At 33.3% G+C, this 24726-nt stretch carries 26 protein-coding genes; 21 read left to right on the top strand and 5 right to left on the bottom strand.

Annotated elements, in window-relative coordinates; genetic code table 11:
• Window positions 1–5 precede the first annotated feature (5 nt).
• On the bottom strand, window positions 6–683 hold the full coding sequence (locus ABD963_RS03925; RefSeq protein WP_345275631.1) for a succinate dehydrogenase cytochrome b subunit: 678 nt from the start codon (window positions 681–683) through the stop codon (window positions 6–8).
• Window positions 684–807: 124 nt separating this feature from the next.
• Complete coding sequence (locus ABD963_RS03920) at window positions 808–2649, bottom strand: T9SS type A sorting domain-containing protein (protein ID WP_345275630.1); 1842 nt, start codon at window positions 2647–2649, stop codon at window positions 808–810.
• A gap of 108 nt (window positions 2650–2757) precedes the next feature.
• Between ABD963_RS03920 and ABD963_RS03915 the strand changes: the two genes are divergently transcribed.
• On the top strand, window positions 2758–4050 hold the full coding sequence (locus tag ABD963_RS03915) for an aminopeptidase P N-terminal domain-containing protein (RefSeq protein ID WP_345275629.1): 1293 nt from the start codon (window positions 2758–2760) through the stop codon (window positions 4048–4050).
• 54 nt (window positions 4051–4104) lie between these two features.
• Here ABD963_RS03915 and ABD963_RS03910 read toward each other — a convergent pair whose 3' ends face one another.
• Window positions 4105–5427, bottom strand: coding sequence for an aspartate kinase (locus ABD963_RS03910; RefSeq protein WP_345275628.1), 1323 nt, complete (start codon window positions 5425–5427; stop codon window positions 4105–4107).
• A gap of 96 nt (window positions 5428–5523) precedes the next feature.
• On the opposite strand from ABD963_RS03910, the gene ABD963_RS03905 reads away from it, so the two are divergent.
• Complete coding sequence (locus tag ABD963_RS03905; RefSeq protein WP_345275627.1) at window positions 5524–6180, top strand: hypothetical protein; 657 nt, start codon at window positions 5524–5526, stop codon at window positions 6178–6180.
• Here the strand turns inward: ABD963_RS03905 and brnQ are convergent.
• Complete coding sequence (gene brnQ / locus ABD963_RS03900) at window positions 6161–7456, bottom strand: branched-chain amino acid transport system II carrier protein (RefSeq protein ID WP_345275626.1); 1296 nt, start codon at window positions 7454–7456, stop codon at window positions 6161–6163. The two genes, ABD963_RS03905 and brnQ, sit on opposite strands and share 20 nt — an antisense overlap.
• A gap of 34 nt (window positions 7457–7490) precedes the next feature.
• Between brnQ and ABD963_RS03895 the strand changes: the two genes are divergently transcribed.
• The 3 genes from ABD963_RS03895 to ABD963_RS03885 all read left to right on the top strand — a co-directional run bounded on the left by ABD963_RS03895 (window position 7491) and on the right by ABD963_RS03885 (window position 8928).
• On the top strand, window positions 7491–8270 hold the full coding sequence (locus tag ABD963_RS03895) for an alpha/beta fold hydrolase (RefSeq protein ID WP_345275625.1): 780 nt from the start codon (window positions 7491–7493) through the stop codon (window positions 8268–8270).
• Between the two features lie 98 nt (window positions 8271–8368).
• Window positions 8369–8608 (top strand): hypothetical protein, encoded by a 240-nt coding sequence (locus ABD963_RS03890; protein WP_345275624.1) that lies wholly within the window; start codon window positions 8369–8371, stop codon window positions 8606–8608.
• Between the two features lie 68 nt (window positions 8609–8676).
• A complete protein-coding gene (locus tag ABD963_RS03885; protein WP_345275623.1) occupies window positions 8677–8928 on the top strand; it encodes a hypothetical protein in 252 nt (83 codons plus the stop codon).
• Here ABD963_RS03885 and thiL read toward each other — a convergent pair.
• Window positions 8918–9964 carry a thiamine-phosphate kinase gene (gene thiL, locus ABD963_RS03880; RefSeq protein ID WP_345275622.1) on the bottom strand — a complete coding sequence of 349 codons (1047 nt, stop codon included), beginning with the start codon at window positions 9962–9964 and terminating at the stop codon, window positions 8918–8920. The genes ABD963_RS03885 and thiL overlap by 11 nt on opposite strands.
• A gap of 83 nt (window positions 9965–10047) precedes the next feature.
• Between thiL and ABD963_RS03875 the strand changes: the two genes are divergently transcribed.
• The 16 genes from ABD963_RS03875 to ABD963_RS03800 all read left to right on the top strand — a co-directional run bounded on the left by ABD963_RS03875 (window position 10048) and on the right by ABD963_RS03800 (window position 24693).
• A complete protein-coding gene (locus ABD963_RS03875) occupies window positions 10048–11295 on the top strand; it encodes a choice-of-anchor B family protein (RefSeq protein WP_345275621.1) in 1248 nt (415 codons plus the stop codon).
• 9 nt (window positions 11296–11304) lie between these two features.
• Window positions 11305–12642, top strand: a complete 1338-nt coding sequence (locus tag ABD963_RS03870; RefSeq protein ID WP_345275620.1) for a hypothetical protein — start codon at window positions 11305–11307, stop codon at window positions 12640–12642.
• Complete coding sequence (locus ABD963_RS03865; RefSeq protein ID WP_345275619.1) at window positions 12639–13406, top strand: MbnP family protein; 768 nt, start codon at window positions 12639–12641, stop codon at window positions 13404–13406. Before ABD963_RS03870 ends, ABD963_RS03865 begins: the two co-directional genes overlap by 4 nt.
• Window positions 13407–13454: 48 nt before the next feature.
• A complete protein-coding gene (locus ABD963_RS03860) occupies window positions 13455–14486 on the top strand; it encodes a cytochrome-c peroxidase (RefSeq protein ID WP_345275618.1) in 1032 nt (343 codons plus the stop codon).
• Between the two features lie 138 nt (window positions 14487–14624).
• Window positions 14625–14954 (top strand): HesB/IscA family protein, encoded by a 330-nt coding sequence (locus ABD963_RS03855; RefSeq protein WP_345275617.1) that lies wholly within the window; start codon window positions 14625–14627, stop codon window positions 14952–14954.
• A 16-nt stretch (window positions 14955–14970) separates the two neighbouring features.
• Window positions 14971–16419: a Fe-S cluster assembly protein SufB gene (gene sufB / locus ABD963_RS03850; RefSeq protein ID WP_345275616.1), complete on the top strand. Its 1449-nt coding sequence runs from the start codon at window positions 14971–14973 to the stop codon at window positions 16417–16419.
• Between the two features lie 15 nt (window positions 16420–16434).
• The gene (locus ABD963_RS03845) at window positions 16435–16854 is read left to right on the top strand and encodes a hypothetical protein (protein WP_345275615.1); all 420 of its coding nucleotides are present in this window, start codon (window positions 16435–16437) and stop codon (window positions 16852–16854) included.
• Window position 16855: 1 nt separating this feature from the next.
• Window positions 16856–17608, top strand: a complete 753-nt coding sequence (gene sufC / locus ABD963_RS03840) for a Fe-S cluster assembly ATPase SufC (RefSeq protein ID WP_345275614.1) — start codon at window positions 16856–16858, stop codon at window positions 17606–17608.
• A 10-nt stretch (window positions 17609–17618) separates the two neighbouring features.
• Complete coding sequence (sufD, locus tag ABD963_RS03835) at window positions 17619–18932, top strand: Fe-S cluster assembly protein SufD (RefSeq protein WP_345275613.1); 1314 nt, start codon at window positions 17619–17621, stop codon at window positions 18930–18932.
• Between the two features lie 101 nt (window positions 18933–19033).
• Window positions 19034–20248: an aminotransferase class V-fold PLP-dependent enzyme gene (locus ABD963_RS03830; RefSeq protein WP_345275612.1), complete on the top strand. Its 1215-nt coding sequence runs from the start codon at window positions 19034–19036 to the stop codon at window positions 20246–20248.
• Window positions 20249–20397: 149 nt separating this feature from the next.
• Entirely contained in the window at window positions 20398–21465 is a 1068-nt protein-coding gene (locus tag ABD963_RS03825) for a zinc metalloprotease (RefSeq protein ID WP_345275611.1), read from the top strand.
• Between the two features lie 82 nt (window positions 21466–21547).
• Entirely contained in the window at window positions 21548–22339 is a 792-nt protein-coding gene (locus ABD963_RS03820) for an META domain-containing protein (RefSeq protein ID WP_345275610.1), read from the top strand.
• Between the two features lie 39 nt (window positions 22340–22378).
• Entirely contained in the window at window positions 22379–22801 is a 423-nt protein-coding gene (locus ABD963_RS03815) for a SufE family protein (protein WP_345275944.1), read from the top strand.
• 7 nt (window positions 22802–22808) lie between these two features.
• Complete coding sequence (locus ABD963_RS03810; RefSeq protein WP_345275609.1) at window positions 22809–23135, top strand: SUF system Fe-S cluster assembly protein; 327 nt, start codon at window positions 22809–22811, stop codon at window positions 23133–23135.
• Window positions 23136–23182: 47 nt separating this feature from the next.
• Window positions 23183–23689 carry a DUF2480 family protein gene (locus ABD963_RS03805; protein ID WP_345275608.1) on the top strand — a complete coding sequence of 169 codons (507 nt, stop codon included), beginning with the start codon at window positions 23183–23185 and terminating at the stop codon, window positions 23687–23689.
• A gap of 77 nt (window positions 23690–23766) precedes the next feature.
• Window positions 23767–24693, top strand: coding sequence for a DUF3078 domain-containing protein (locus ABD963_RS03800; protein ID WP_345275607.1), 927 nt, complete (start codon window positions 23767–23769; stop codon window positions 24691–24693).
• The last annotated feature ends 33 nt before the right edge of the window (window positions 24694–24726 follow it).

Below are 24726 nucleotides of genomic sequence, written 5' to 3'. Positions count from 1 at the left end.
TAAGATTAATGGTTAAAATGGTGATATAGCGCTATGAAAATGAAACCTAATGGTACAATAATTGAATAAGCTTTACCAATATTTTGCAATGTTTTCTTTCTTCCTGCGGTACCTCCCATAGATTGAAATGCCGAAGTGAAACCGTGCAAAAGATGTAAAGCTAAAAATACAAAAGCTAAAACATAGGCTCCAACTCTAATGGGGCTAACAAATTTATGAGTTAATTCCTCATAATAGCGAAACCCTTCTACACCTTCCATGGTTCCAGACCAATCACCTTTAATGAATTTTGTATTGATTTCTGGAAACCAAAAATCAATAAAGTGTAAAACTATAAATGCTAAAATAGCAACTCCGCTCCAAATCATATTTCTACTCATCCAAGTAGAATTTGCTGAGCCATGTGTTTTTACATATGCTATTTTTCTGGCATTTCTGTTTCTAATCTCTAAAACAAAACCCATTATAAAATGAAATACCACACCAAAAATTAACACAGGTTGCAATATAAATTGTACCAATGGATTCGTTCCCATGAAATGTGACACTTCATTAAAAAGATCAGGATTAAGAACCGATAAAATATTAATTGAGAAATGCTGAAGCAAGAAAAACATAAGGAAGAACGCAGAAAGTGCCATAGCCACTTTTCTTCCAATTGAAGACTTAAAAAATCCGCCCATTTTTATAACGTTATTTATTTATTACAAAGGTAAGTTAGCATACATATATAGACAAATAACCAATGTCTTGTTTTTGTTATTTAGAATGATTATAAAGAATTTTGTTGTTATGAAAAATGGCCAATTAATGAACTACTAATTTTTTGGTTATAAATGAAGTTTCAGAGTGAATTTTAACAAAATAAACTCCCTTGGAAACGTCTTTTAAATTTATTGGTGATGATTTTGAACTATTTAAAATACGGTGTTCAGAAACTAGCCTACCACTTAAATCAAAAATAACCACTTTTTCTAGAATAATATAGGATTCGTTTTTTATGAAGAATTGGGTTTTTGCAGGGTTAGGGTATAAGGTTATAGCATTTTTAAGCTCAAATTCCTCAACACTTAATGGGCAATTGGCATTAGTCATTGGTGATCCGCAAAGTGATAAGCCAGTACTTCTTGTTTGTACATTAGTTGCCGCTGTGATGTTATTAGCCGTTAAAACGCGTTGTTGCTCACCATTTGATATAGAGTAATGCATAACATCATCATTATTATTTCCGTTAAAAACCGGATCTATTACATGGCTTAACTGATGCCCATGACCTAATTCGTGCAATGCAACACTTTGAAAATCATATTGTGAGCCACCAACTGATCCTGATCCAAAATACCAGTTAGTTTCGCTATCAAATACAATGTCTAAACTTGTAATAAGCCAATCTGTGCCATTACATGATCCATACCATGAGTAACAAACTCCTAAAATATTAGTATCTAATTCGTTCTCATTATCAAAACGAATAATATTTTCATCGTCATCATCCAATTCTCCATCAAAAGGAGCAAATAAATCTGCAACGCCTATTACATCTGTAGTTGTAGGCGTTCCGCTAATGGTCCAATTTATTCCGGTTTGGCAAACCCACTCATTAAATGCATTTTCAAAAGCAGCTTTAGCTCCAGGGTGTTCTGTGTCATTAAAAAAATCCGTTTGCATATCCCATGTATAACCCCCACTATTATTTTCATTAAAATGCTGAACTACAAACGCTTCATCACCAGAACCAGGATTGTAAATCACATTCGTCTCTGCATAAGAAACTGTGAGTGTTGACGATAATGGTGATTGAATATTACTACTGTCTTCTATAAAAATGGGCCCAGTTCCAGCTGTTGAGGGCACTTGAACAATTATTGAAGTGTCGTTCCACGTTAAAACTTCAGTATCTAAAGCACTAACGTAGGTAGCACCTCCATCATCTGCATTACTAAACCAAACCTTACCTTGCGACATTCCAAAACCACTGCCTGTAATGGTTAAAACATCTTTTGTTCCGGCACTAACTATGGATTTATCCAATGTTAAATTACTTGGTGGCAAAAGTCCTTTTTCTTGATTTAGTTTGCTTTTAGTTTGAATTTCTTGAACATCAAAAGCTAGTATTTCTGTATAATTATTTCCAGTGGCTTTGATGATGTCCTGATAGAGAATGGATTTTATTCCCTGTTTAATGTTAAATGGGTTTACAGCTAAATCATCCCGTAAATTGTATTTGTAAAATCCTTGTAACGACCCATAAGGTTTGAATGTGTTTTTATTCGACTGTTGCTTCGAATTTGGATTTATAACAACACTATTTTCCAGAGCGAAAACTCCTATATCATCTACATTCAATTTTAAGCTAGGAAAGGCTATTAAAGCCTTAAGACCAACTGTTCCGCCTAGAGTTATTACATCAATCTTAGAAATTAATTGTCCTTTGAACACTTTATATACTTCAATAGTATTTGTTGTATAAATCAAACCATCATTCTCATTCCAAAAAGACTCTTTGTTGATAACCTTACCCTCAATTACAAGACTTGAATTTCCAATTTGTTCCTCTAAAGAAGTTTCTTTGAGAGCTATTTGAGAATTTAAAATTATTGTAAAAAAACCAAATACAATTGCTAGACTTGGTGATAAATTTCTTTTCATTATTTGAATTGTTGATTGTACAAAAGTATTTGAGGGATAATCAAATATAATAAATTATCTTATAGATTTTTTTAGTTTTACTACTTTTATAAACTAATTAAACTTTCCATGAAATATTTACCCATTGACAAAAATCTTTTTATAAAAAACCGTAAAAATTTTACGGCTAAAATGAAACCCAACAGTTTAGCTGTTTTTAATTCAAATGATATCTATCCAATTAGTGCAGATAGCACGATGCCTTTTGAACAACATCGAGATATATTTTATTTAAGTGGGGTTGATCAAGAAGAAAGTATATTGGTATTATTCCCTAACTGCCCAAAAGAAAAACATCGGGAAATTTTATTTTTAAAAGAAACGAATGACCATATTGCTGTTTGGGAAGGGGAAAAATTAACCAAAGAAGCGGCCTTTGAAACCAGTGGCATACAAACTGTTTATTGGCTCAAGGATATGGAAAAAATTATGTTTGAACTGATGACCCAATGTGATACCATTTACATAAACACCAATGAACATTACAGGGCAAATGTAGAAACCCAAACTAGAGAAGACCGGTATACGAAATGGTTAAAAGAAAAATATCCTGCACACTCTGTTGCAAAAAGCAACCCCATTTTACAAAGACTCCGCTCTGTAAAAGACCCTATAGAAATCGAGCTAATGCAGAAAGCTTGTAACATTACCGAAAAAGGCTTTAGGCGCCTATTAAATTTTGTAAAACCCAATGTATGGGAATATGAAATTGAAGCCGAATTGATGCATGAGTTTTTAAGAAATCGCTCAAAAGGTTTTGCTTACACCCCCATAATAGCTTCTGGTAATAATGCCAATGTTTTACATTATGTACAAAATAATCAACAATGTAAAACTGGTGATTTGATTCTACTAGATGTTGCTGCTGAATATGCTAATTATTCGAGTGATTTAACAAGAACCATTCCTGTTTCAGGTAAATTCAGCAAAAGGCAAAAGGATGTATACAATGCGGTGAATCGCGTTAAAAAAGAAGCTACTAAAATGCTCCTTCCTGGAACCATGTGGGCAGATTACCATGTTGAAGTTGGAAAAATCATGACCAGTGAATTAAAAGGATTAGGACTTCTCGATAAAGCAGATGTACAAAATGAAAACCCTGATTGGCCTGCTTATAAAAAATATTTCATGCACGGAACCTCACATCATATTGGTTTAGATACACACGATTATGGGATTTTAACTGAACCCATGCTTCCCAATATGGTTTTTACAGTAGAACCAGGAATTTATATCCCTGATGAAGGTTTTGGAATTCGTCTTGAGGATGATGTGGTTATACAAGAAAAAGGAGAACCATTTAATTTGATGCAAAATATTCCTATAGAAGTTGAAGAGATTGAGGAGTTAATGAACTCATGAAAAAACAAAAAGGATTGTTACATAACAATCCTTTTTTACTACTAAACTTGAAATTTACAGAGTGACTAATTCAAATAAATAATTATTTAGCTTTTGTAGAGTGGCTATTTTATGTTTAGTATCAATTAATAATGAGATGTTGTTATTACTTCCTCCATAAGATATCATTCTAATTTTTACATCTCGCAATATCTGAAACAACTTATAAGTGTCCTGGTGGTTCACTATGGAATGTCCTACTAAACATACTATACTCTGGTTTTTATCTACCTCAATAGTGGCTATTTTTTGAAGCTCTAATAAAATTTTATCTAAATTTTTATCATCATCAATAGTTAATGAAACTGCAACTTCAGATGTCGTTATCATATCTATTGACGTTTTATGTGCCTCAAAAATCTCGAATACTTTTTTCAAGAAACCGTGTGCAAGCAACATTCGAGCCGACTTGATTTTTATGGCCGTAATATTATCTTTAGCCGCTATAGCCTTGACGCCATTTTGGGAAGTTTCATTAGAAATTAAAGTCCCATAAGCTTCAGGATTCATAGTGTTTTTTAATCGAACAGGAATTCCATCCGCCCTGACTGGAGTAACCGTTTGTGGGTGTAAAATTTTAGCTCCAAAATATGCTAATTCCGCAGCCTCATCAAATGACAAATTGGATATTGGCTTCGTGTTTTCCACATATCTTGGGTCGTTATTATGCATACCATCAATATCGGTCCATATTTGTACCTCTTCGGCTTTAATGGCAGCTCCAATTATGGTTGCCGTGTAATCACTTCCACCACGCTGTAAATTGGAAATTTCATCATTGTCATCTAAACAAATAAACCCTTGTGTGATGTAAATTTGAGAATCTTCGGCCTTATCAAAAACACTCTTGAAATGTCTGGAAATGTATTCTAAATTTGGCTCTTTAAATGCATCAATACGCATAAAACTTAAAGCAGGCAACAAAGTAGAACTAATATTTTCCTGCTTTAAGTAACTATTAACCATATAGGTTGATAGTAACTCTCCTTGAGCCACTATGAGATTTTCTAAAGTTTCTGAAAATGCTTTATAAGTTGATTCAACCAATAAATTAAATATGTTGGAAACATATGTTTTAACATCTTCATTGAATGATTTATTCGTTAAAAGGTTGTCAATGGTAGAAAAATATGCTTCATGCAATTTATTGATTTTTTCGATAGCGTCATTGGGACGATTATCAGCAATATCTTGGGATATCGACACCAATTGATTTGTGGTACCAGACATAGCCGAAAGCACGACTACTTTTTTTTCTCCATCATTGATGATGTTTTTAACATGACTTATATTTTCTACTGAACCAACGGAAGTTCCTCCGAATTTTAATACTTTCATTTTCATTAATTTGCTGTAAAATTATAACTCCTTTGAGTAATAACGATGTTTATTGAAAAAAATGTTTATTTTTGCACATATTGTTAAATAATTAACATGAAAACTGTATCTAATTGTGTTGAAGACATTTTAATATCACAACCTTATTTAGAAGAAGCGCTTTCCAGAAACATCATCAATTTTAGCGCATTGGCTATTGAACTTACTGCACCTATTAGCGAAATGTTAAAAAAGGATGTGAAACCTGGAGCCATTATGATGGCATTAAGACGTTACAGTCCGCCAGCGGCCTTGTCTAATACCGTTAAAATGAAACGCGTTATCCAAAATTTAGGGGATATAACGGTACGCTCTAATCTTACGGATTTTACAGTAAAAAATTCAGACACTATTATTGATAATCACGCTAAGATTCTAGAAAAAATCAATCAAGAATCTAAATTATTTTACACCTTCACCAGAGGTATCCATGAGAGTAACTTAATTATTTCCAGTAGTTTAAATGCATTTATTGAAGAGCAATTACAAAATGAAACCTTTCTTGCTGTACAAGATGGACTCTCAGCTATCAGTATCAATTTGCCAAAAGACAACTCTAAAATCGCAGGTTTATATTACCATTTTTTTAAACGCTTAGCTTGGGAAGGCGTGGTACTTTACGAGGTTATTTCCACCACAAACGAATTCACTATTTTGGTTGAAGATGAATTTGTTGATAAGGCTTTTACCGCTATTAAAAAGGTGAAATCTTAGTTTGATGATTGTGACTTTCAAATATATTTACCAAAATAAATGTGAGAATAGCTGGTAAAACCCACCCTAAATTTTTATTTGCTAAAGGAATAATCATTTTTAAAGTTTCCAAATTCTCCATCGGAATTACAAAACCTAAAAAATCTGGAACACTAAAAATAAACGCCACAAAAACTACCCATCTAAAAACAAGTTTTGAAGCCCACTTTTCTGGAATTACATTAAGTAAAATTAAGACGATACATATTGGATATATAAACATTAAAACGGGAAGTGCTAAATTAATAATATAGTTTACATCCAATTGACCAACAAAAATACCTACTAAACAACACCCTACAGTTGTAACTAAATAAGCATTTTTATAATTATTAAAATAGGCTTTACAAAAATCAGCTATACTAACAATGATGGCCACTGCGGTAGTAAAACAGGCTAAGCTAACTAAAACACTCAAAAAGGTTGAGCCTATATCTCCTAATGTTTTTAAGGCTAGGGCAGAAAGTAGTTCTGTTCTAGAAATATTTGAATCAAATTGTTTATTGTAAATGGCTCCAATGACTATCAGACCAGAATAAATTATGAAGAGACCCGTCATTGCAATAATTCCAGATTTGGCAATCATCTTTTTCTTTTCAACAAAATTCAAATTCGTTTTGAAACTGTTTATGGATACAATAACGATTCCTCCAGTAACCAATCCTGCTATGGCATCATACGTTTGGTATCCTTCAAGCAATCCGCTGATTAATGGTGCATCAAAAATTGATGAATTCATTTCTTTAACGGGAGAAAAAACTCCAACAAAAATTATAGCTAGCAGGATTAAAACTATTATTGGTGTTAAATATTTGCCAAGAAGATTTAGAACTTGACTTCTATTAAAAGCAAAGACAAATACTAATGTAAAATACACCAAACTTGTTAGAAAAGCACTTGTTTCAAAATTAGGGGCGATGGCTATCTCATGTGTAACAGCGGCTGTTCTGGGACATGGCAAAGCAATAACTATGGCGTACACAACGAAACAGAAAATAGTACTGAATAAGGGAGATACTTTTTTGCCAAAATCAAACATTGTGCCCTGTAATTTAGCATGTGCAAAAATGGCTAAAAGCGGTATAATTACAGTTGTTATCATGAACCCAATGGAAACTATCCACCAATCTGGGCCAGATTTAAAACCTAAAAGAGGAGGCAAAATTAAATTTCCAGCACCAAAAAACCCAGCAAACAAAGCGAAACCAAACACAAAGGTTTCTTTAGTTTTATTCATAGTATGGCTTATCTTTGACTAATATAAATTAAAAATGTATATAGAACATAAAGGGAGTCGTATTTTCTACATGGATAAAGGGACAGGCTATCCTTTAATTTTGCTTCATGGCTTTTTGGAAAATAGTTCCATGTGGAAACCTTTTATCCCAAGTTTAGCTAAAAATAATAAGGTCATATGCATGGATTTATTGGGCCATGGTAAAACTGAATGTTTAGGTTATGTTCACACAATGGAAATGATGGCAGAAGCCGTTGAAGCTGTAATAAAAAAACTAAAGATCCAAAAAGCCTTTTTCGTGGGGCATTCTATGGGTGGTTATGTGGCACTCGCTTTCGCGGAAAAAAATCCTGACATGATTCAGGGTTTGTGTTTGATGAATTCTACTGCCTTAGCGGATTCAGAAGAACGAAAAAAAAACAGAGACAGAGCTGTAATGGCAGTTAAGGAAAACCATGAACGGTTTATTAATATATCAATTTCAAATTTATTCAGACCGAAAAACCGAAGCATTTTTTCTGAAGAAATAAAACAAATAAAAACAGAAGCTTTACAGATGCCCTTACAAGGAATAGTAGCTGCTTTGGAAGGTATGAAAATCAGAAAAAATAGAACACAACTTCTGAAAAACATGGATTATAAACAACTTATGATTGTAAGTAAAAAAGATCCTGTTCTAGATTACTTTTCGCTAATTGATCAAGCAAAAAACACCCCTGTGAAAATAGTTGAACTTCCAGATGGACATATGAGCCATATTGAGAATAAAGATGATTTATTACAAACACTAATGCATTTCGTCGAAAATATATAACATTTCATCGTTTATTTGTTTTTTTTGTATAAATTTATTCTCTAAATGCTCCGAATATGAAAAAAACACCAACTAGCAAACCTAAACTACTGCCAAAAATGTACTGCAATATCTTTGGTCATGAGTATCAAGTAACCAAAAAAGTAACTTATCACGTTAAGGAGTATACATGTAGGCATTGTAAAAAAGAATTAACCACAAACAGCAACGGTACGTTAACAGAGCTAACCCCCAAGTTTAAAGAGATTAATGCTATTTTGGAACGTATTCACACCACCCGAATGGAACGTTTAAAGAGAAAATCTATCACTTCGTCGATTTATAGTCAACTTGTTTAAAATAATAAATGTTTTTTAATAATTTCACTATCTCTCCTAGTTGAATTAATTAAAAGATATTGAATTAAATGAAAAACATACATTGCAAAATGTTTGGTCATAACTATCATGTTACTCGCCACGTTACCTATCACGTTAAAGAATACACTTGTAAAAATTGTAAAAAAGAATTAACCACCAGTGGTAATGGACATTTGGTTGAATTAACGCCAAAATTCAAAGAAATCAACGATGTTTTAGAGCGCATCCACAGAAAACGCATCCAAAAACAAGTTAAGGAAAATGCCTCCGTAGATAATTTATTGGTTTTTAGCCATTAAAATTTTTCCAACCCTGTGCCTTAATAGGAATTTTCGTTTCTGCTCTAGTAACTAAATGTAACCCCTCCTTTTCTTCCTTTATGTAACCAATTACGCTTAGATTAGGATTTGCTTTAATTTTTGGATAATCTTCTTGTGAAATAGTGAACAATAACTCATAATCTTCCCCCCCACTCAAAGCTACCGTAGTGCTATCAATATTAAATTCTTCACAGGTAGAAATTACTTGCGGGTCTAAAGGGATTTTTTCTTCATACAAATCACAACCTACTTTACTTTGTTTACATATATGAATAATTTCTGAAGAAAGCCCATCGCTAATATCAATCATAGAAGTTGGACATACTTCCAAATCATTTAATAATTTAACAATATCCTTACGTGCTTCAGGTTTTAATTGACGTTCAATTATATAGTTATAAGGTTCTAAATCTGGTTGATTGTTAGGATTCACCTTGTAAACTTCCTTTTCGCGCTCTAAAATTTGAAGCCCCATATATGCAGCCCCTAAATCACCACTTACAACAAGTAAATCGTTCGGTTTTGCACCATTTCTATAAACTACTTTTTTAGTTTCTACCTCTCCAATGGCCGTTATTGAAATTAACAATCCTGTATTTGATGATGTCGTATCTCCCCCAACCACATCAATATCATATATTTTAGCAGCCATTTCTATACCCGAATACAACTCCTCAAGAGCTTCCAAAGGAAATCTATTGGACACTGCAATAGAGACAGTTATTTGTGTTGCATTCGCATTCATGGCATACACATCTGATAAATTTACAATCACAGATTTATATCCCAAATGTTTTAAAGGCACATAACTTAAATCAAAGTGCACACCTTCAACAAGTAAATCTGTAGTTACAACAATGTTCTTTTTATTAAAATTTAACACAGCCGCATCATCTCCGATTCCCTTAATCGTTGAGCCTTTTTTTAACTTAAAGTTTTTGGTTAAATGGTCTATAAGTCCAAACTCTCCTAAATCACTTAATTGGGTTCGCTGTTGATTTTTATCTTCTATCATACTGCAAAAATAAGAAGCTAATTTTGTTTTTACTATCTTTATACTAAAACATAACCTATTTAGTTATTAATAAAAGTTTTGCTATGAAATCCCTAAGATTTGTCTACTCTATTTTTTTAATATTCGCAATATTTTATTTGATTCAATCTTGTAATACTGAACCTGTTGAAAAAGTTGAGGTAATAGAAAATAATGAAATTATACCACTAGCTAAGTGCCTCGATGGTTTTGCCGATATCTATCCCTGCAATGATTATGATTTGATCGGATTTGTCCCAATATCAGATTTGGGAGGACCGACGGCCGAAGGAAATGATTGTTGGGGTTGGGTAGACCCAGAAACTCGAAAAGAATACGCTCTGTTCTGCGCCACAACAGGCGTTGCTTTTGTTGATATAACAACTCCAAATGAACCCGTTATAATCGGAAAATTACCAACAGCAACAGTCAGTAGTCCTTGGAGGGATGTTAAAGTATTCAACAACTACGCTTATATAGTAGCTGATAGGGCTACCACACATGGGATGCAAATATTTGATTTAACACGTTTAAGAAACGTTACTAACCCACCTGAAATATTTACAGAGGACCAAATATATACGGGATTTGGGAGCGCACATAATATTGTTATCAATGAAAATACAGGTTACGCTTATGCCGTTGGCACCAATAGAACTGGAACTTATCAAGGTGGCCCATTGTTTATTAATATTCAAGATCCTTTAAATCCCATCGAGTCTGGTGGCTACTTAGGGTATTCACATGATGCTCAGGCAATCCTGTACAATGGCCCCGATAATACTTATATTGGAAAAGAAATTTTAATAGGAAGTAACGAAAATGAAATAGTGATTATTGATGTTACAAGCAAAGCTAGCCCTGTTTTCATATCAAGTATTAGTTACGACAATGTAGGTTACACGCATCAAGGTTGGTTTACCGAAGACATGAAATATTTCATTCTAGGTGATGAGCTTGATGAAATAAATTTTGGAGCCAACACCCGAACTGTAGTATTTGATTTTTCCGATTTAGACAACCCTAGATATCATATGGATTATTTTGGACCCACTTCTGCCATTGACCACAATGGATATGTGAATAGGAATTCATACGTTCAGGCAAGTTATACAGCAGGCATGAGAGTACTTGATATTACAGATATAGAGAGTAAATCCATAACCGAGATTGGTTATTTTGATACCCATCCTGAAAATAATATCGCTGCTTTTAATGGGGCTTGGAGTGTTTACCCATATTTTCCAAGTGGAAATATTATTATAAGTGACATTAACAGAGGCTTATTTATTGTTAAGAAAAGTGATTTGTAATTCTTTAATATGAACTTTAAGGATTCTTCTTTTTTTACGGTTTGCTCTTGCCTTTTAATATTATGTTGTTCGTCAAAAAGTGATATTACAAGTATTACAGATTCTGAAATTCAAATCGAATTTATTAAAACTTTAGGAGGTTTAAAAAATGAAAGCGCTCAGTCCATCATAAAGACTATTGATGAAGGGTATGTCATAATGGGCTACACGCAAAGTATGGATGCCGACATTGAGGGAAAAACAAATGAATCTTTCGATTATTGGTTACTTAAATTTGATGCAAACAACAATATCCAATGGCAAAAAACCTATGGAGGGAGTGATGATGATAGAGCAAGCGATATTGTACAAACCAACGATGGTGGATTTGCCATCATTGGTTACAGTAAAAGCAATGATATAGACGTTTCCGAAAACTTTGGAGCACAAGATTTTTGGATACTGAAATTAAATAGTTCAGGAAATATCACTTGGCAAAAATCGTTTGGTTTTTCTGGTGCTGATATTGGCATATCCATTATTCAAACCAACGATAATGGGTTTTTATTAACTGGGGTTTTAGATGTATCCGCTTCGGGTGGTTTAGGGAATAGTAAAAACGCTTCAATTAAACATGCTGGCGGCGATTATTGGGTTATTAAACTAGACCCTTCTGGTAACAAACAATGGAGTCGCTATTACGGTGGTACATTTACAGATATTCCTAATGATGTGATTCAAACTGATGACAACGGATATATAATTGTAGGTTCCTCAGATAGTAATGATGTCGACATTTCGGCAAACAAAGGCTCCTATGATTTTTGGGTTGTTAAAATTTCAGAAACTGGCACCCTTCTTTGGGAAAAATCCTTTGGAGGATCAGAAATTGATGAAGCCAGAGCCATAACAAGTTCAGATGATGGAAATTACGTAATTGTTGGGGATACTAGAAGTAGTGATTTGGACGTTTCTATGAATAAAGGAGCTGCCGATTTATGGATTATTAAAATATCCTCTGATGGAAATTTAATTTGGGAAAAATCTTTTGGTGGCAGCAGTTTTGATGTAGGTCGTTCCATTTTCAAAACATTAGACAATGGATTTGTAATTTCTGGCAGTTCCAGAAGTGCTGATGGAGATGTTGAAGTTAACCGTGGGCAAAACGATGCTTGGATTTTAAAAATAGATGCCAATGCTAATTTATTATGGCAAAAAACCATTGGTGGGTCAAATATTGATTTTGCTTACGATGCCGTTGAATTGAATGACCAATCAATTATAGCTGTTGGTGAATCAGCAAGTAACAATTTAGAAATACCTGAAAACAAAGGATTTAATGATTTGTTAATAATAAAATTAAAATGAAAATAATTGCCTCAATATTGATGTTTTGTTTTGTTTTGTTTTCCTGTAGTGAAGATAAAGATGATACTATTTCACAGGCAAATTTAACTTTTAATTTTACCCACAATTGGGATGGAGTAGAAGTTTCAAATGTAAACTTCAATACTATTCAATATACAAATGCAAATGGCGAACAATTAAGCATCGAAAGACTTCGATATTTAATTTCAAGAATTACATTTCAAAATTCTAATAATGAAGTTTTTACAATAAATAGTTATAAGCTAATTGACGTTACGAACAATAAAAATTTATCATTTACACCAACTACGACAATTCCATCGGGCACCTATAAGAGTTTATCTTTTACGTTTGGTTTTAACAATGATGATAATTACAATTTTAATTATCCCGACTTAAATTCTACCTCATGGAATGTACCAGAAATGTTAGGTGGTGGCTATCATTTTATGCAACTAGAAGGTAAGTTCATGGACAATACAGCAACCGAAACAGGTTTTGCATACCACACCATAAGAGCTGTTGATAATTCTGGAGCTACACCTATATTTCAAGATACTTTTTTTGAAGTTGATTTAGGCGCTGTAACCATATCAAATAATGCCGTATTTAATATTGAAATGAATATTGCTGAATGGTTTAAAAATCCCAATACTTGGGATTTAAATGTGTTAAACAATATGCTGATGCCTAATTATAATGCCCAAATCATGATGTTTGAAAATGGACAAAACGTATTTAATTTAAAATCAGTTAATCAATAATCCCTTAATGCCTTGAAAAAATGGATTAAACATAATTGTCTAATACTTATGTTCATTAGTTTTTCTTGTTCAAATGAATCGGTAGATCAATATGTTCCAGTTTTAAATCCACTGAAAATACCAAAGTTATTTGAAGACAACATTTTAAATCCTGTAATTCCTATTGATAATCCACAAACGGTTGAAGGAGTCGCTTTAGGTAAAAAGCTCTTTTTCGATCCAATTTTATCCGGTAATAACACCCAAGCCTGTGCCGATTGCCATGCTCCACAAAATGCGTTCACTGATTCATCCCAATTTAGCGACGGAATTGATGGCATTTTAGGCACAAGAAACTCTATGCCCCTTTTTAATTTAGCATGGAATTATGACGAAAAATTCTTTTGGGACGGAAAAGTGTTCAGTTTAGAACATCAAGCATTAGTTCCGGTTTCAGATCCAATTGAAATGAAAAGTTCATGGCAACAGGTAGAAAAAGAACTTCAAAATCATCCTGAATACCCTAATTTATTTCAACAAGCTTTTGGAACTTCAACCATAGATTCAACTTTGGTAACCAAAGCAATCGCCCAATTTGAACGTACTTTAATTTCTTCAAATTCGAAATTTGACAAATATCTTTTAGGTGAAATAGAATTAACCCCAGAAGAACTGGAAGGGTTTAATATATTTATGAACGAAAACAAAGGTGATTGTTTTCATTGTCACGGCAGCGATAAAAACCCGCTGTGGACCGATAATATATTCCATAACAATGGTTTAGATGAAACCTTTACAGATTTAGGTTTGGGAGCCGTTACTGGCGACCCTTCAAATAATGGAAAATTCAAAACGCCATCGCTTCGCAATTTAGCATTTACAGCGCCTTATATGCACGATGGCAGATTTGCAACTTTAGACGAGGTTATAAATCATTATTCCGAGGGCTTAAAAAACTCAGCTACTATTGACCCTTTAATGAAAAAAGTCGTCCAGGGAGGCGTGCAATTATCCGCCCAAGATAAAGCCAATTTGAAGGCCTTTTTACTCTCTCTCTCAGATTATGAATTTATAAACAACCCAGACTTTACAAATCCATAACAAAAACCTATAAAACTATATGCTAATATAATGTTAGGTTATATGGAAATCCATGACTTATATTGTATATTTGTACTCTATTTAGAAACTGTCTTAATAAATTTTCTTTAAAACATTTCTAAATTTAATTAATAGAATATGATAAAAGTTTCTGAAACAGCTAAAAAGAAAGTCATCGAACTTATGCAAGATGATGGCTATAACCCAAGCACGGATTACATTCGTGTAGGGGTAAAAAGTGGTGGTTGTTCTGGTTTATCTTACGATTTAAAGTTTGATAAAGAAAATCAAGAGGGCGATAAAGTGTTTGAAGACAATGGCGTTAAAATTATTGTTGACAAAAAGAGCTTTTTATACTTAATAGGAACCACCTTAGAATATTCAGGAGGTTTAAACGGCACAGGTTTCGTTTTCAATAATCCAAACGCCAACCGAACTTGTGGTTGTGGCGAATCATTTTCATTATAAAAAATAATAAAGCATTATGTCCAAGTATACTGAAGATGACTTACGAGAAGAACTCAAAACCAAGGAATATGTATATGGTTTCTACACCGATATAAAATCGGATACCTTTCCTGTTGGTTTAAATGAAGATATTGTTCGTGCGATTTCTAAGAAGAAAGAAGAGCCAGAATGGATGACCAATTGGAGGCTTGAAGCCTTTAAAGCTTGGAAAGAAATGACCGAACCTGAATGGGCAAACGTGCATTACGCAAAACCAGATTTTCAAGCTATTTCATACTACTCAGCTCCAAACAGCAAACCAAAATATGATAGTTTAGATGAGGTAGACCCAGAGTTATTGGCAACTTTTGCAAAACTTGGCATCTCACTTGACGAGCAAAAAAAATTGGCTGGGGTTGCCATGGACGTGGTAGTCGATTCGGTTTCGGTAGCAACCACATTCAAGAAAACCTTAGGTGAGAAGGGTATTATTTTTATGAGTATTTCTGAAGCTATCAAAGAGCATCCTGAACTCGTAAAAAAATATATTGGCACCGTTGTTCCACAAAAAGACAATTTTTATGCAGCTTTAAACAGTGCCGTTTTTAGTGATGGCTCATTCTGTTATATTCCTAAAGGTGTTAAATGCCCTATGGAGCTTTCAACATACTTTAGAATCAATCAAGCTGGAACTGGTCAATTTGAAAGAACTTTAGTAATTGCTGACGAAGGTAGTTACGTAAGTTATTTGGAAGGTTGCACCGCTCCAAGCAGAGACGAAAATCAATTACACGCAGCAGTTGTCGAATTGATTGCCTTGGACAATGCCGAAATAAAATATTCCACAGTACAAAATTGGTACCCTGGAAACTCTGAAGGTAAAGGTGGTGTTTACAATTTTGTAACCAAACGTGGTTTGTGTGAGAAAAATGCAAAAATTTCTTGGACACAAGTTGAAACAGGTTCTGCTGTAACTTGGAAATATCCTTCATGTGTGTTAAAAGGTGATAATTCGGTAGGCGAGTTTTACTCAATTGCTGTTACCAATAATTATCAGCAAGCGGATACGGGAACAAAGATGATTCACTTAGGTAAAAACACCAAGTCAACTATTATATCTAAAGGAATTTCTGCTGGAAAATCTCAAAATAGTTATCGTGGTTTGGTTCAAATAAACTCCAGAGCAGAAAATGCCCGCAACTTTTCGCAATGCGATAGTTTACTCATGGGTAACGAGTGTGGCGCTCATACATTCCCATATATTGAAGCCAAAAATAAAACCGCAAAAATAGAACATGAAGCCACAACCAGTAAAATTGGTGAGGATCAAATTTTTTACTGTAACCAACGTGGTATTGATACCGAAAAAGCTATTGCTCTAATTGTAAATGGTTTTAGCAAAGAAGTTTTAAACAAGCTCCCTATGGAATTTGCTGTGGAGGCCCAAAAATTATTGGAAATTAGTTTAGAAGGAAGTGTTGGATAAATTTTACTGTTTAAAATGAAAAAAATAATTTTTCTAATTTTCTGTATTTCTGTCTTGGTAAGTTGTAAAAATGATAAAAATTCAGAACAAACAGAAGACACCAATTTAAATGGAAATATTGAAAAAACCGAAAAACAAAGCGATGGTTTAACATTACTTAAAGGTGAATTCGTTTATTATGGTGGTGCGGCAGTTTTACAAACTCAATCCGAAATTTATGGTGTTTTTATAACTGATAAAATGCTAGAGTTAAATGAACTTGCGGAGAAATTCAAAACTCAACCAACCGATATGGTTCAAGTAGAAGTAAGAGGAAAAATAACAACACAAAATGATGAAAAGATTCTTTGGGATAATAAGTTAGAAATAGAAGAAATATTGAATGTTTTTGCTCCAAAAAGCAAAGATGATATAATAAAATTAGGTAAAGAATAGTATGTTAAAAATAAAGAACTTATACGCAAGTATTGAAGATAAAAGCATTTTAAAAGGAATTAATCTAGAAGTTAAACCGGGAGAAGTTCATGCCATCATGGGACCAAATGGCTCAGGTAAAAGTACGCTTGCCTCCGTTATTGCCGGTAAAGAGGACTATGAAGTAACCAAGGGTAATATACTTTTTGAAGGTGAAGATATTGATGAATTAGCCGCTGAAGAGCGTGCCCACAAAGGTATCTTCTTATCATTTCAATACCCGATTGAAATCCCAGGTGTGTCTGTAACTAATTTCATTAAAACAGCCATTAACGAATCTAGAAAAGCCAGAGGACTTGAAGATATGCCAGCTAAAGACATGCTAAAGTTGATTCGTGAAAAAGCAGATTTACTAGAGATTGATAGAAAATTTTTATCCCGCTCCTTAAACGAAGGGTTTTCTGGTGGCGAGAAAAAACGAAATGAAATTTTTCAAATGGCCATGTTAAATCCAAAGTTAGCCATCTTAGATGAAACTGATTCTGGATTGGATATCGATGCGCTTCGAATTGTAGCAAATGGCGTAAACAAATTAAAAAGTAAAGATAATGCTGTAGTAGTTATAACTCATTATCAGCGTTTGTTGGATTATATAGTTCCAGATTTCGTACACGTACTTTATAACGGTAAAATTGTAAAATCGGGTACCAAAGAATTAGCACACGAGCTTGAAGAAAAAGGTTACGACTGGATTAAAGAAGAAGTGAACGCTTAACACCAAGCAAATGGATTTAAAAGAAAAATTATTATCATCTTTTATGGTTTTTGAAGATCATGTAGATAACGATACTTATGTGCACGATATAAGAAACGATGCTATAAAAATATTTGAAGAAAAAGGCTTTCCAACAAAAAAAGAGGAAGCTTGGAAATACACCTCTTTAAATAAAGTTTTAAAAGAAGATTACAGTGTTTTTCCCAAACAGGAAAACGCTTTGGAATACCGTGATGTTAAAAAATATTTCATCCACGATATCGATACTTATAAAATTGTATTTATCGATGGTAAATATTCATCACACTTGTCACAAACCACTCACGATGGTATGGATATTTGTTTAATGTCTGCGGCATTTTCAAAGCCTAAATACCGCTTGGTTATTGAAAACTATTTTAATAAAGCTGCTTCTAAAGACAGTTTGCCTTCTTTGAATACAGCCTTTTCAAGTGAAGGTGCCTATATTCATATTCCAAAAAATAAATTGGTTGAAAAACCTATACAGATTATTCATTTTTCTACTGGAAATGAATCAGCCATCATGTTACAACCTCGTAACCTCATTGTGGTTGATGAGAATTCACATGTACAAATTATCGAACGTCATCAAAGTTTGACAAGTAATGCAGTTTTAACAAACTCTGTTACAGAAATCTTTACAAACAAACGCGCCATTGTTGATTATTATAAAATACAAAATGATAGTTTAAATGCTTCGTTAATCGATAATACTTTTATTAAACAAAAACAAGAAAGTGTAGCCTCGGTTCACACCTTTGCTTTTGGTGGCAAATTAGTACGTAATAACCTTAACTTTTACCAAAATGGCCAGCGTATCGATTCAACTTTAAAGGGTGTAACTATTATTGGTAATAATCAGCATGTCGATCACAATACATTGGTGCATCATATTGAACCCAATTGTGAAAGCCATCAAGATTACAAAGGTATTTTTGATGAAAATTCAACAGGTGTTTTTAACGGAAAAATTATTGTTGAAAAAGAAGCTCAAAAAACAAATGCCTTTCAAGCAAATAATAATATTTTAATAAGTGATAAAGCCACTATTAATACTAAACCTCAATTAGAAATTTTTGCAGATGATGTAAAATGTTCGCATGGTTGTACGATTGGGCAATTAGACGAAAGTGCCTTGTTTTATATGCAATCGCGCGGTATTCCAAAAAAGGAAGCTAAAGCGCTTTTAATGTATGCATTTAGTAATAATGTGTTGAGTTCGGTTAAAATCCCCGAAATGAAACAACGCATTACCAAAATTATAGCTAATAAATTAGGTGTTAATTTAGGCTTTGACTTATAATACTAAACTTGATTCAGTATCCAAAATATGTTGAATCCATTCCCTGCAATTTCCTTTGTCTTAAAAAAGATAATGTTATCATAGAGGATAAACGGTAAATTATGTTTAAAGTAGAAGATATACGTAAAGACTTCCCTATACTTTCACGCAAAGTAAATGGTAAACCTTTGGTTTATTTTGATAATGCAGCAACCTCACAAACGCCAAAACAAGTTATTGATGCTATTGTAGATTATTATTCTAACTATAATGCCAACATACATAGAGGTGTACACACTTTAAGTCAAGAAGCTACAGATTTATATGAGCAAGCACGCCACAAAATACAAACGCATTTTAATGCGAAATTCTCCCATGAAATCATTTTTACTTCGGGTACAACACATAGCATTAACTTAGTTGCTAATGGGTTTTCATCACTTTTAAAGAAGGGAGACGAAATAATTGTTTCGGCTTTAGAGCACCATAGTAATATTGTACCTTGGCAAATGTTATGCGAACGCACAGGTGCTATTTTAAAGGTCATTCCCATGAACCAACAAGGAGAATTGGAAATAGCTGATTATGACAAATTACTTTCGAAAAACACAAAATTAGTCTTTGTAAATCACGTGTCTAATGCATTAGGAACCATCAATCCTATTCAATATATTATTGAAAAGGCACACCATGTTGGTGCTGCTGTTTTAATTGATGGTGCGCAATCTTGCCCCCATATTAAAACAGATGTTCAAGCATTAGATGTTGATTTTTATGTAACATCAGCTCATAAAATTTGTGGCCCTACAGGTGTTGGTATGCTTTATGGTAAAGAGGAATGGCTAAAAAAATTACCACCATATCAAGGAGGCGGTGAAATGATTGCAGAGGTAACATTTGAAAAAACCACTTATGCAGATTTACCTCACAAATTTGAAGCAGGCACACCAAATATTTGCGGCGGTATTGCGTTTGGAGTCGCCATAGATTATATGAATGCCATTGGTTTTGAAACCATTGCTACTTATGAAAATGAATTACTTGAGTATGCCACAAATGAACTTCTTAAAATTGATGGCTTAAAAATTTATGGGACTGCAAAAAATAAAACTTCTGTAATTTCATTTAATTTAGCAGGGATACATCCTTACGATGTGGGTAGTATTTTGGATAAATTAGGAATTGCTGTTCGTACAGGACATCATTGTGCACAACCCATAATGGATTATTATAAAATTCCTGGAACTGTACGTGCTTCTTTTTCTTTTTATAACACCAAATCTGAAATTGACACTTTAGTTAATGGTGTTAAGAAGGCAAAAATGATGCTTTCTTAAAATTCTTCCGATTTTGTTTCATTATTATTGTTTATTAATTAACAATCTCTTGCCTTTTGTCGAATATTTAACATTTTTTTTAGTAATTTTTAGATATATTCTGAAATAATTTTAACTTCAGCGTCAACTAATTCAAATTTATATTACTTATGAAAAAAGTGTTTTTAAGTATGGTAGCTTTTGCCCTGATCTTTACAGCTTGTGAGGATGAAAAAAATGATGTTATTGAAGTTCAAGAAGTCGACATGAGCGACTTTTATGTTTACACGGATTCCAATAATGATTTAAGCTCCAAATCTGCTAATTCTAAAGAACAGTTTAAAAACTGTTTTACCATGGATGTCCTAAATAAACAATTGGATGCAAACCCTGGGTTGGCAAAAAAAATGTTTGATGTTGAGTATCACACCCGACAATTTATTGCTTCAAAAAGCAATGGTAAAGGCAAACCTGGCGGAGGCAGTGGTGGTGGAGAAACTGATATTGATGTATTACCCATAAACGATGGCCTGGGTGCCATTAACATCCCAGTTTATGTTCATATTGTATTACCAAATGCTAACGATGTAACAAACTCTCAAGTTCAAGCGCAAATGAATGTATTAAATGACGATTTTAGTAACCCTAATACCAATCAACTGCCTTCTGGAGCTACTAATTTTGTCAACGATGCTACAAATACAGGAATTACCTTCACTTTAGCTAATACTTTTAGATACAATGATTCAAGATCGTCTTGGGGTACCAATGATGCTGTAAAATCTGCTTATCCACCAATTACACCAAGCACACATATGAATGTTTGGGTATGTAATATTGGTAATGGTATTCTAGGGTATGCACAATTCCCAGGTGGTAATGCATCTACAGATGGCATTGTTTTGTTATACTCAAGTTTACCTGGTGGTTCTGCTTCGCCTTACAACTTAGGTAGAACAGCTACCCATGAAGTAGGTCATTACCTAAATTTACGACATATTTGGGGCGATGGCAGATGTAGACAAGACGATTTTGTTGCTGACACTCCAACGTCAGACGGAGCAAATTACGGCTGCCCTTCTTACCCAACGGTTAATTGTCAAACTACAGACATGACCATGAATTATATGGATTATACCAACGACGCCTGTATGTATATGTTTACCGATGGACAAAGAAATAGAATGCGTGCTATTTTTGCTTCTGGTGGTCCTAGAGCTACTATGGCAGGAAACTAATTGAAATAATAAATCAATAAAAATAAAAAGACGCCAAGTTTGGCGTCTTTTTTGTATATTTTATAATCAAATATTCTAACTCATGAAATTTATTGTAACCGTTTTTAGTGCCATTTTACTTCGCTGTTGCTGGGGGCCATCTGATTTTCAACTTATGTTACAAGAAGATAGCGATATTACTTTAAAAGAACTTGATGGAAAATACAAAATCAATACTTTAAGTGATATGGATATTTCATCTCTTGACCTCAGTATAGTATTTAATGAAAGTACAAAAAAAGTATCAGGTTTTTCTGGTTGCAACCGCTTTTTTGGTTCTTATACTTCAGAAAAAAATGCCCTAAAATTTAACTCTTTAGGCACTACAAAAATGCTTTGTAATGAAGACTCAAATAAAGTGGAACAAAAATTTCTTAAGGCTCTTGAGAAAGCCAATTTAATTTTGTTTGATAAAAATGGATTTTCATTATTAAAAGACAAAAAACGTTTACTTTCTGTCACCAAAGAGAATTTACAAGAACAGATAAAAATAGAATATACAGCCTCGTCTCGAGGAGTTTACAATCAAATCATTGTCAATAAAGAAACAGTCTCAAGTCTACAAAAAAGAGGTGGAGAGCCTAATCGTAAACCTAGTGAAGAAAAAAACTGGAAAACCATTACAGAAATGTTAAAATCTATCGACGTTGAAAACATATCAACTTTAAATGCTCCAAGTAAAGCGTTTCAATATGATGGTGCGGCCATAGCCCATTTAAAAATAACGAAAAATGGTAAAACATATGAGTCGCCACCTTTTGATCACGGAAATCCACCTAAAGAAATCTCAGAACTTGTTAAAGAAATCTTATCAATTTCAGAAAACATTGAATAGCAACATTTGATGTTGTATTTTTGTATAAATTTTGTGACTGTGACTATTGAAAATATACAAGAAGAAATAATTGATGAATTCTCAATGTTTGAAGATTGGGAAGAACGCTATCAATACATGATTGATCTGGGAAAAGATTTGCCATTAATTGATGCGCAATATAAAACCGAAAACAACATTATAAAGGGATGTCAAAGTAAGGTTTGGGTGCATGCAGAAATGAAAGATGACAAAGTAGTTTTTACAGCCGATAGTGACGCTATCATTACCAAAGGCATTATAGCTATTTTAATACGAGCATTTTCTAACCAACACCCCAAAGACATTATTGAAGCCAATACCGATTTTATTGATAAAATTGGCTTAAAAGAACACTTATCACCAACACGAGCCAATGGTTTGGTGAGCATGATTAAACAACTTAAAATGTATGCCATCGCATATCAAACACAGTTAAACTAGTTGAAAAATGAATAAACCAATAATAGATACCACCGAATTAGGTGAAAAAATAGTAAATGTTCTTAAAACCATTTATGACCCAGAAATACCAGTAGATATTTACGAACTTGGGTTAATTTACGACGTATTTGTAAACGAAGATTATGATGTTAAAATCTTAATGACGCTTACGACTCCAAACTGCCCTGTGGCAGAAACTTTGCCACTTGAAGTTGAGGAAAAGGTAAAATCGCTTAACGCTGTTAAAAGTGCCGAAGTTGAAATTACTTTTGATCCTCCTTGGACCCAAGAACTCATGAGTGAAGAGGCGAAGTTGGAATTGGGAATGCTTTAATTTTTAAAACCTAAAAAAGCATGAATCAACTTAATTAAATGAATTTTATGCAAGACGAAATCGTAAATCGCGTTGCGAACAGCAAATTGGTTACTGTAAACCTAGAAGATTATTATCCAAAAGGCGATCGTGTTTTAATTGATATTAAAGATTGGCTTTTTGAAGGTTTTGTGTTGCGCGAAAAAGACTTTAGGAACCACATTGCAGAATATAATTGGCAGCAATATCAAGATTGTTTTGTAGCATTAACATGCACCAGTGATGCCATTATACCGGGTTGGGCATATATGCTTTTAAGTATTCAACTAGAACCTTACGCAAAAAAAATAGTTATTGGAAATCTAGAAAACTTGGAAACTTCCATTTATCAAGATGTCATAAACACCCTAGATATTTCAGAATTTATAGATAAGCCTATCATCATCAAAGGATGCTCAAAAAAACCGGTCCCCAAGAATGCTTATATTATGCTTACTACAAAATTAAAGCCTATTGCCAAATCTATCATGTATGGGGAAGCCTGTTCCTCCGTTCCACTTTTCAAAAAGAAATAATTATAAGTAAAATAAAATCCTACAAAAAAGTGTAATTCATATATTTGTGGCGTAAAACTTAACAAAAATTAATAATTATGAAAAAGATATTAGTGTTTGCTATATTTTTTGCGGGTGTTATATGCTTAAATGCCCAGACAAAAGAAGAATTACAAACTCAAAAAGCTGAAAAACAAGCCCAGGCAGATGCTGCCCAAAAAGAAGCCAATGCTTTACAAGCTAAAATAGATGCACTACCTGGTTGGAGAACTGGAGCTTTTGGTACCATCGGTGGTAGTTTATCCAACTTTAATAATTGGTATGCACAAGGCGCACCAAATAACTCATCTGGAAACATTGGATTTACCGTTAATGCTTATGCTAATTTAATTGAAGAAAAATTCTTCTGGAGAAATGCTTTAACAACTAATTTAAATTGGGTAAAACTAGATAACAAGGATATTGATACTGATGATGAAAACTTTAATCCAACTACCGATGTGTTCAATATTTCTTCATTATACGGTAGAAATATTACTAAAACATTAGCTATTTCTGGTTTAATGGAATATAGAACAACATTACTAGATAATTTTAATGATCCTGGATATTTAGATTTAGGTTTTGGTGCGACTTGGACACCTATAGAAAATTTAATAGTTGTTATACATCCACTAAACTATAACTTTGTTTTTAGCAGTGGAGATACCGTTTTTGAATCTTCTTTGGGTGCTAAAATAGTTGCGGATTATACCAGACAAATTGGCGCCATCAACTTTAAATCAAATTTATCGATGTTCCAAAGTTATAAGAGTAGCGACTACTCTAACTGCACTTGGACAAACTCTTTTGGGTATACTTTATGGAAAATGATTGGTGTAGGTTTTGATTTTGGATTGAGAAATAACAAACAAGAAGCTTTAAATTATGCTCTAGCACAAACACCAGCAACTGCTACTTCTTTTGACGATTTAGATAATAAATTACAAACCTATTACACCATTGGTTTAAGTTATAAGTTTTAATTTTCACTCATTTAGTTATAAAAGGTGTATAAT

Source organism: Litoribaculum gwangyangense, from assembly GCF_039543505.1.
Classification (GTDB): Bacteria; Bacteroidota; Bacteroidia; order Flavobacteriales; family Flavobacteriaceae; genus Litoribaculum; species Litoribaculum gwangyangense.
This window is presented reverse-complemented; position numbering and strand designations above follow the sequence as displayed.

What these genes read in the sequence shown, in the direction of transcription:
- sufB (WP_345275616.1), top strand. Translation starts at nt 14,971, where the DNA reads ATGTCCAAGTATACTGAAGATGACTTACGAGAAGAACTCAAAACCAAG.
- ABD963_RS03895 (WP_345275625.1), top strand. Translation starts at nt 7,491, where the DNA reads ATGTATATAGAACATAAAGGGAGTCGTATTTTCTACATGGATAAAGGG.
- brnQ (WP_345275626.1), bottom strand. Translation starts at nt 7,456, where the DNA reads ATGAATAAAACTAAAGAAACCTTTGTGTTTGGTTTCGCTTTGTTTGCT.
- ABD963_RS03820 (WP_345275610.1), top strand. Translation starts at nt 21,548, where the DNA reads ATGAAATTTATTGTAACCGTTTTTAGTGCCATTTTACTTCGCTGTTGC.
- ABD963_RS03920 (WP_345275630.1), bottom strand. Translation starts at nt 2,649, where the DNA reads ATGAAAAGAAATTTATCACCAAGTCTAGCAATTGTATTTGGTTTTTTT.
- ABD963_RS03825 (WP_345275611.1), top strand. Translation starts at nt 20,398, where the DNA reads ATGAAAAAAGTGTTTTTAAGTATGGTAGCTTTTGCCCTGATCTTTACA.
- ABD963_RS03805 (WP_345275608.1), top strand. Translation starts at nt 23,183, where the DNA reads ATGCAAGACGAAATCGTAAATCGCGTTGCGAACAGCAAATTGGTTACT.
- ABD963_RS03915 (WP_345275629.1), top strand. Translation starts at nt 2,758, where the DNA reads ATGAAATATTTACCCATTGACAAAAATCTTTTTATAAAAAACCGTAAA.
- ABD963_RS03845 (WP_345275615.1), top strand. Translation starts at nt 16,435, where the DNA reads ATGAAAAAAATAATTTTTCTAATTTTCTGTATTTCTGTCTTGGTAAGT.
- ABD963_RS03830 (WP_345275612.1), top strand. Translation starts at nt 19,034, where the DNA reads ATGTTTAAAGTAGAAGATATACGTAAAGACTTCCCTATACTTTCACGC.
- thiL (WP_345275622.1), bottom strand. Translation starts at nt 9,964, where the DNA reads ATGATAGAAGATAAAAATCAACAGCGAACCCAATTAAGTGATTTAGGA.
- ABD963_RS03925 (WP_345275631.1), bottom strand. Translation starts at nt 683, where the DNA reads ATGGGCGGATTTTTTAAGTCTTCAATTGGAAGAAAAGTGGCTATGGCA.
- ABD963_RS03875 (WP_345275621.1), top strand. Translation starts at nt 10,048, where the DNA reads ATGAAATCCCTAAGATTTGTCTACTCTATTTTTTTAATATTCGCAATA.
- ABD963_RS03810 (WP_345275609.1), top strand. Translation starts at nt 22,809, where the DNA reads ATGAATAAACCAATAATAGATACCACCGAATTAGGTGAAAAAATAGTA.
- ABD963_RS03905 (WP_345275627.1), top strand. Translation starts at nt 5,524, where the DNA reads ATGAAAACTGTATCTAATTGTGTTGAAGACATTTTAATATCACAACCT.
- ABD963_RS03885 (WP_345275623.1), top strand. Translation starts at nt 8,677, where the DNA reads ATGAAAAACATACATTGCAAAATGTTTGGTCATAACTATCATGTTACT.
- ABD963_RS03870 (WP_345275620.1), top strand. Translation starts at nt 11,305, where the DNA reads ATGAACTTTAAGGATTCTTCTTTTTTTACGGTTTGCTCTTGCCTTTTA.
- ABD963_RS03865 (WP_345275619.1), top strand. Translation starts at nt 12,639, where the DNA reads ATGAAAATAATTGCCTCAATATTGATGTTTTGTTTTGTTTTGTTTTCC.
- sufC (WP_345275614.1), top strand. Translation starts at nt 16,856, where the DNA reads ATGTTAAAAATAAAGAACTTATACGCAAGTATTGAAGATAAAAGCATT.
- ABD963_RS03855 (WP_345275617.1), top strand. Translation starts at nt 14,625, where the DNA reads ATGATAAAAGTTTCTGAAACAGCTAAAAAGAAAGTCATCGAACTTATG.
- ABD963_RS03800 (WP_345275607.1), top strand. Translation starts at nt 23,767, where the DNA reads ATGAAAAAGATATTAGTGTTTGCTATATTTTTTGCGGGTGTTATATGC.
- ABD963_RS03860 (WP_345275618.1), top strand. Translation starts at nt 13,455, where the DNA reads ATGTTCATTAGTTTTTCTTGTTCAAATGAATCGGTAGATCAATATGTT.
- sufD (WP_345275613.1), top strand. Translation starts at nt 17,619, where the DNA reads ATGGATTTAAAAGAAAAATTATTATCATCTTTTATGGTTTTTGAAGAT.
- ABD963_RS03890 (WP_345275624.1), top strand. Translation starts at nt 8,369, where the DNA reads ATGTACTGCAATATCTTTGGTCATGAGTATCAAGTAACCAAAAAAGTA.
- ABD963_RS03910 (WP_345275628.1), bottom strand. Translation starts at nt 5,427, where the DNA reads ATGAAAGTATTAAAATTCGGAGGAACTTCCGTTGGTTCAGTAGAAAAT.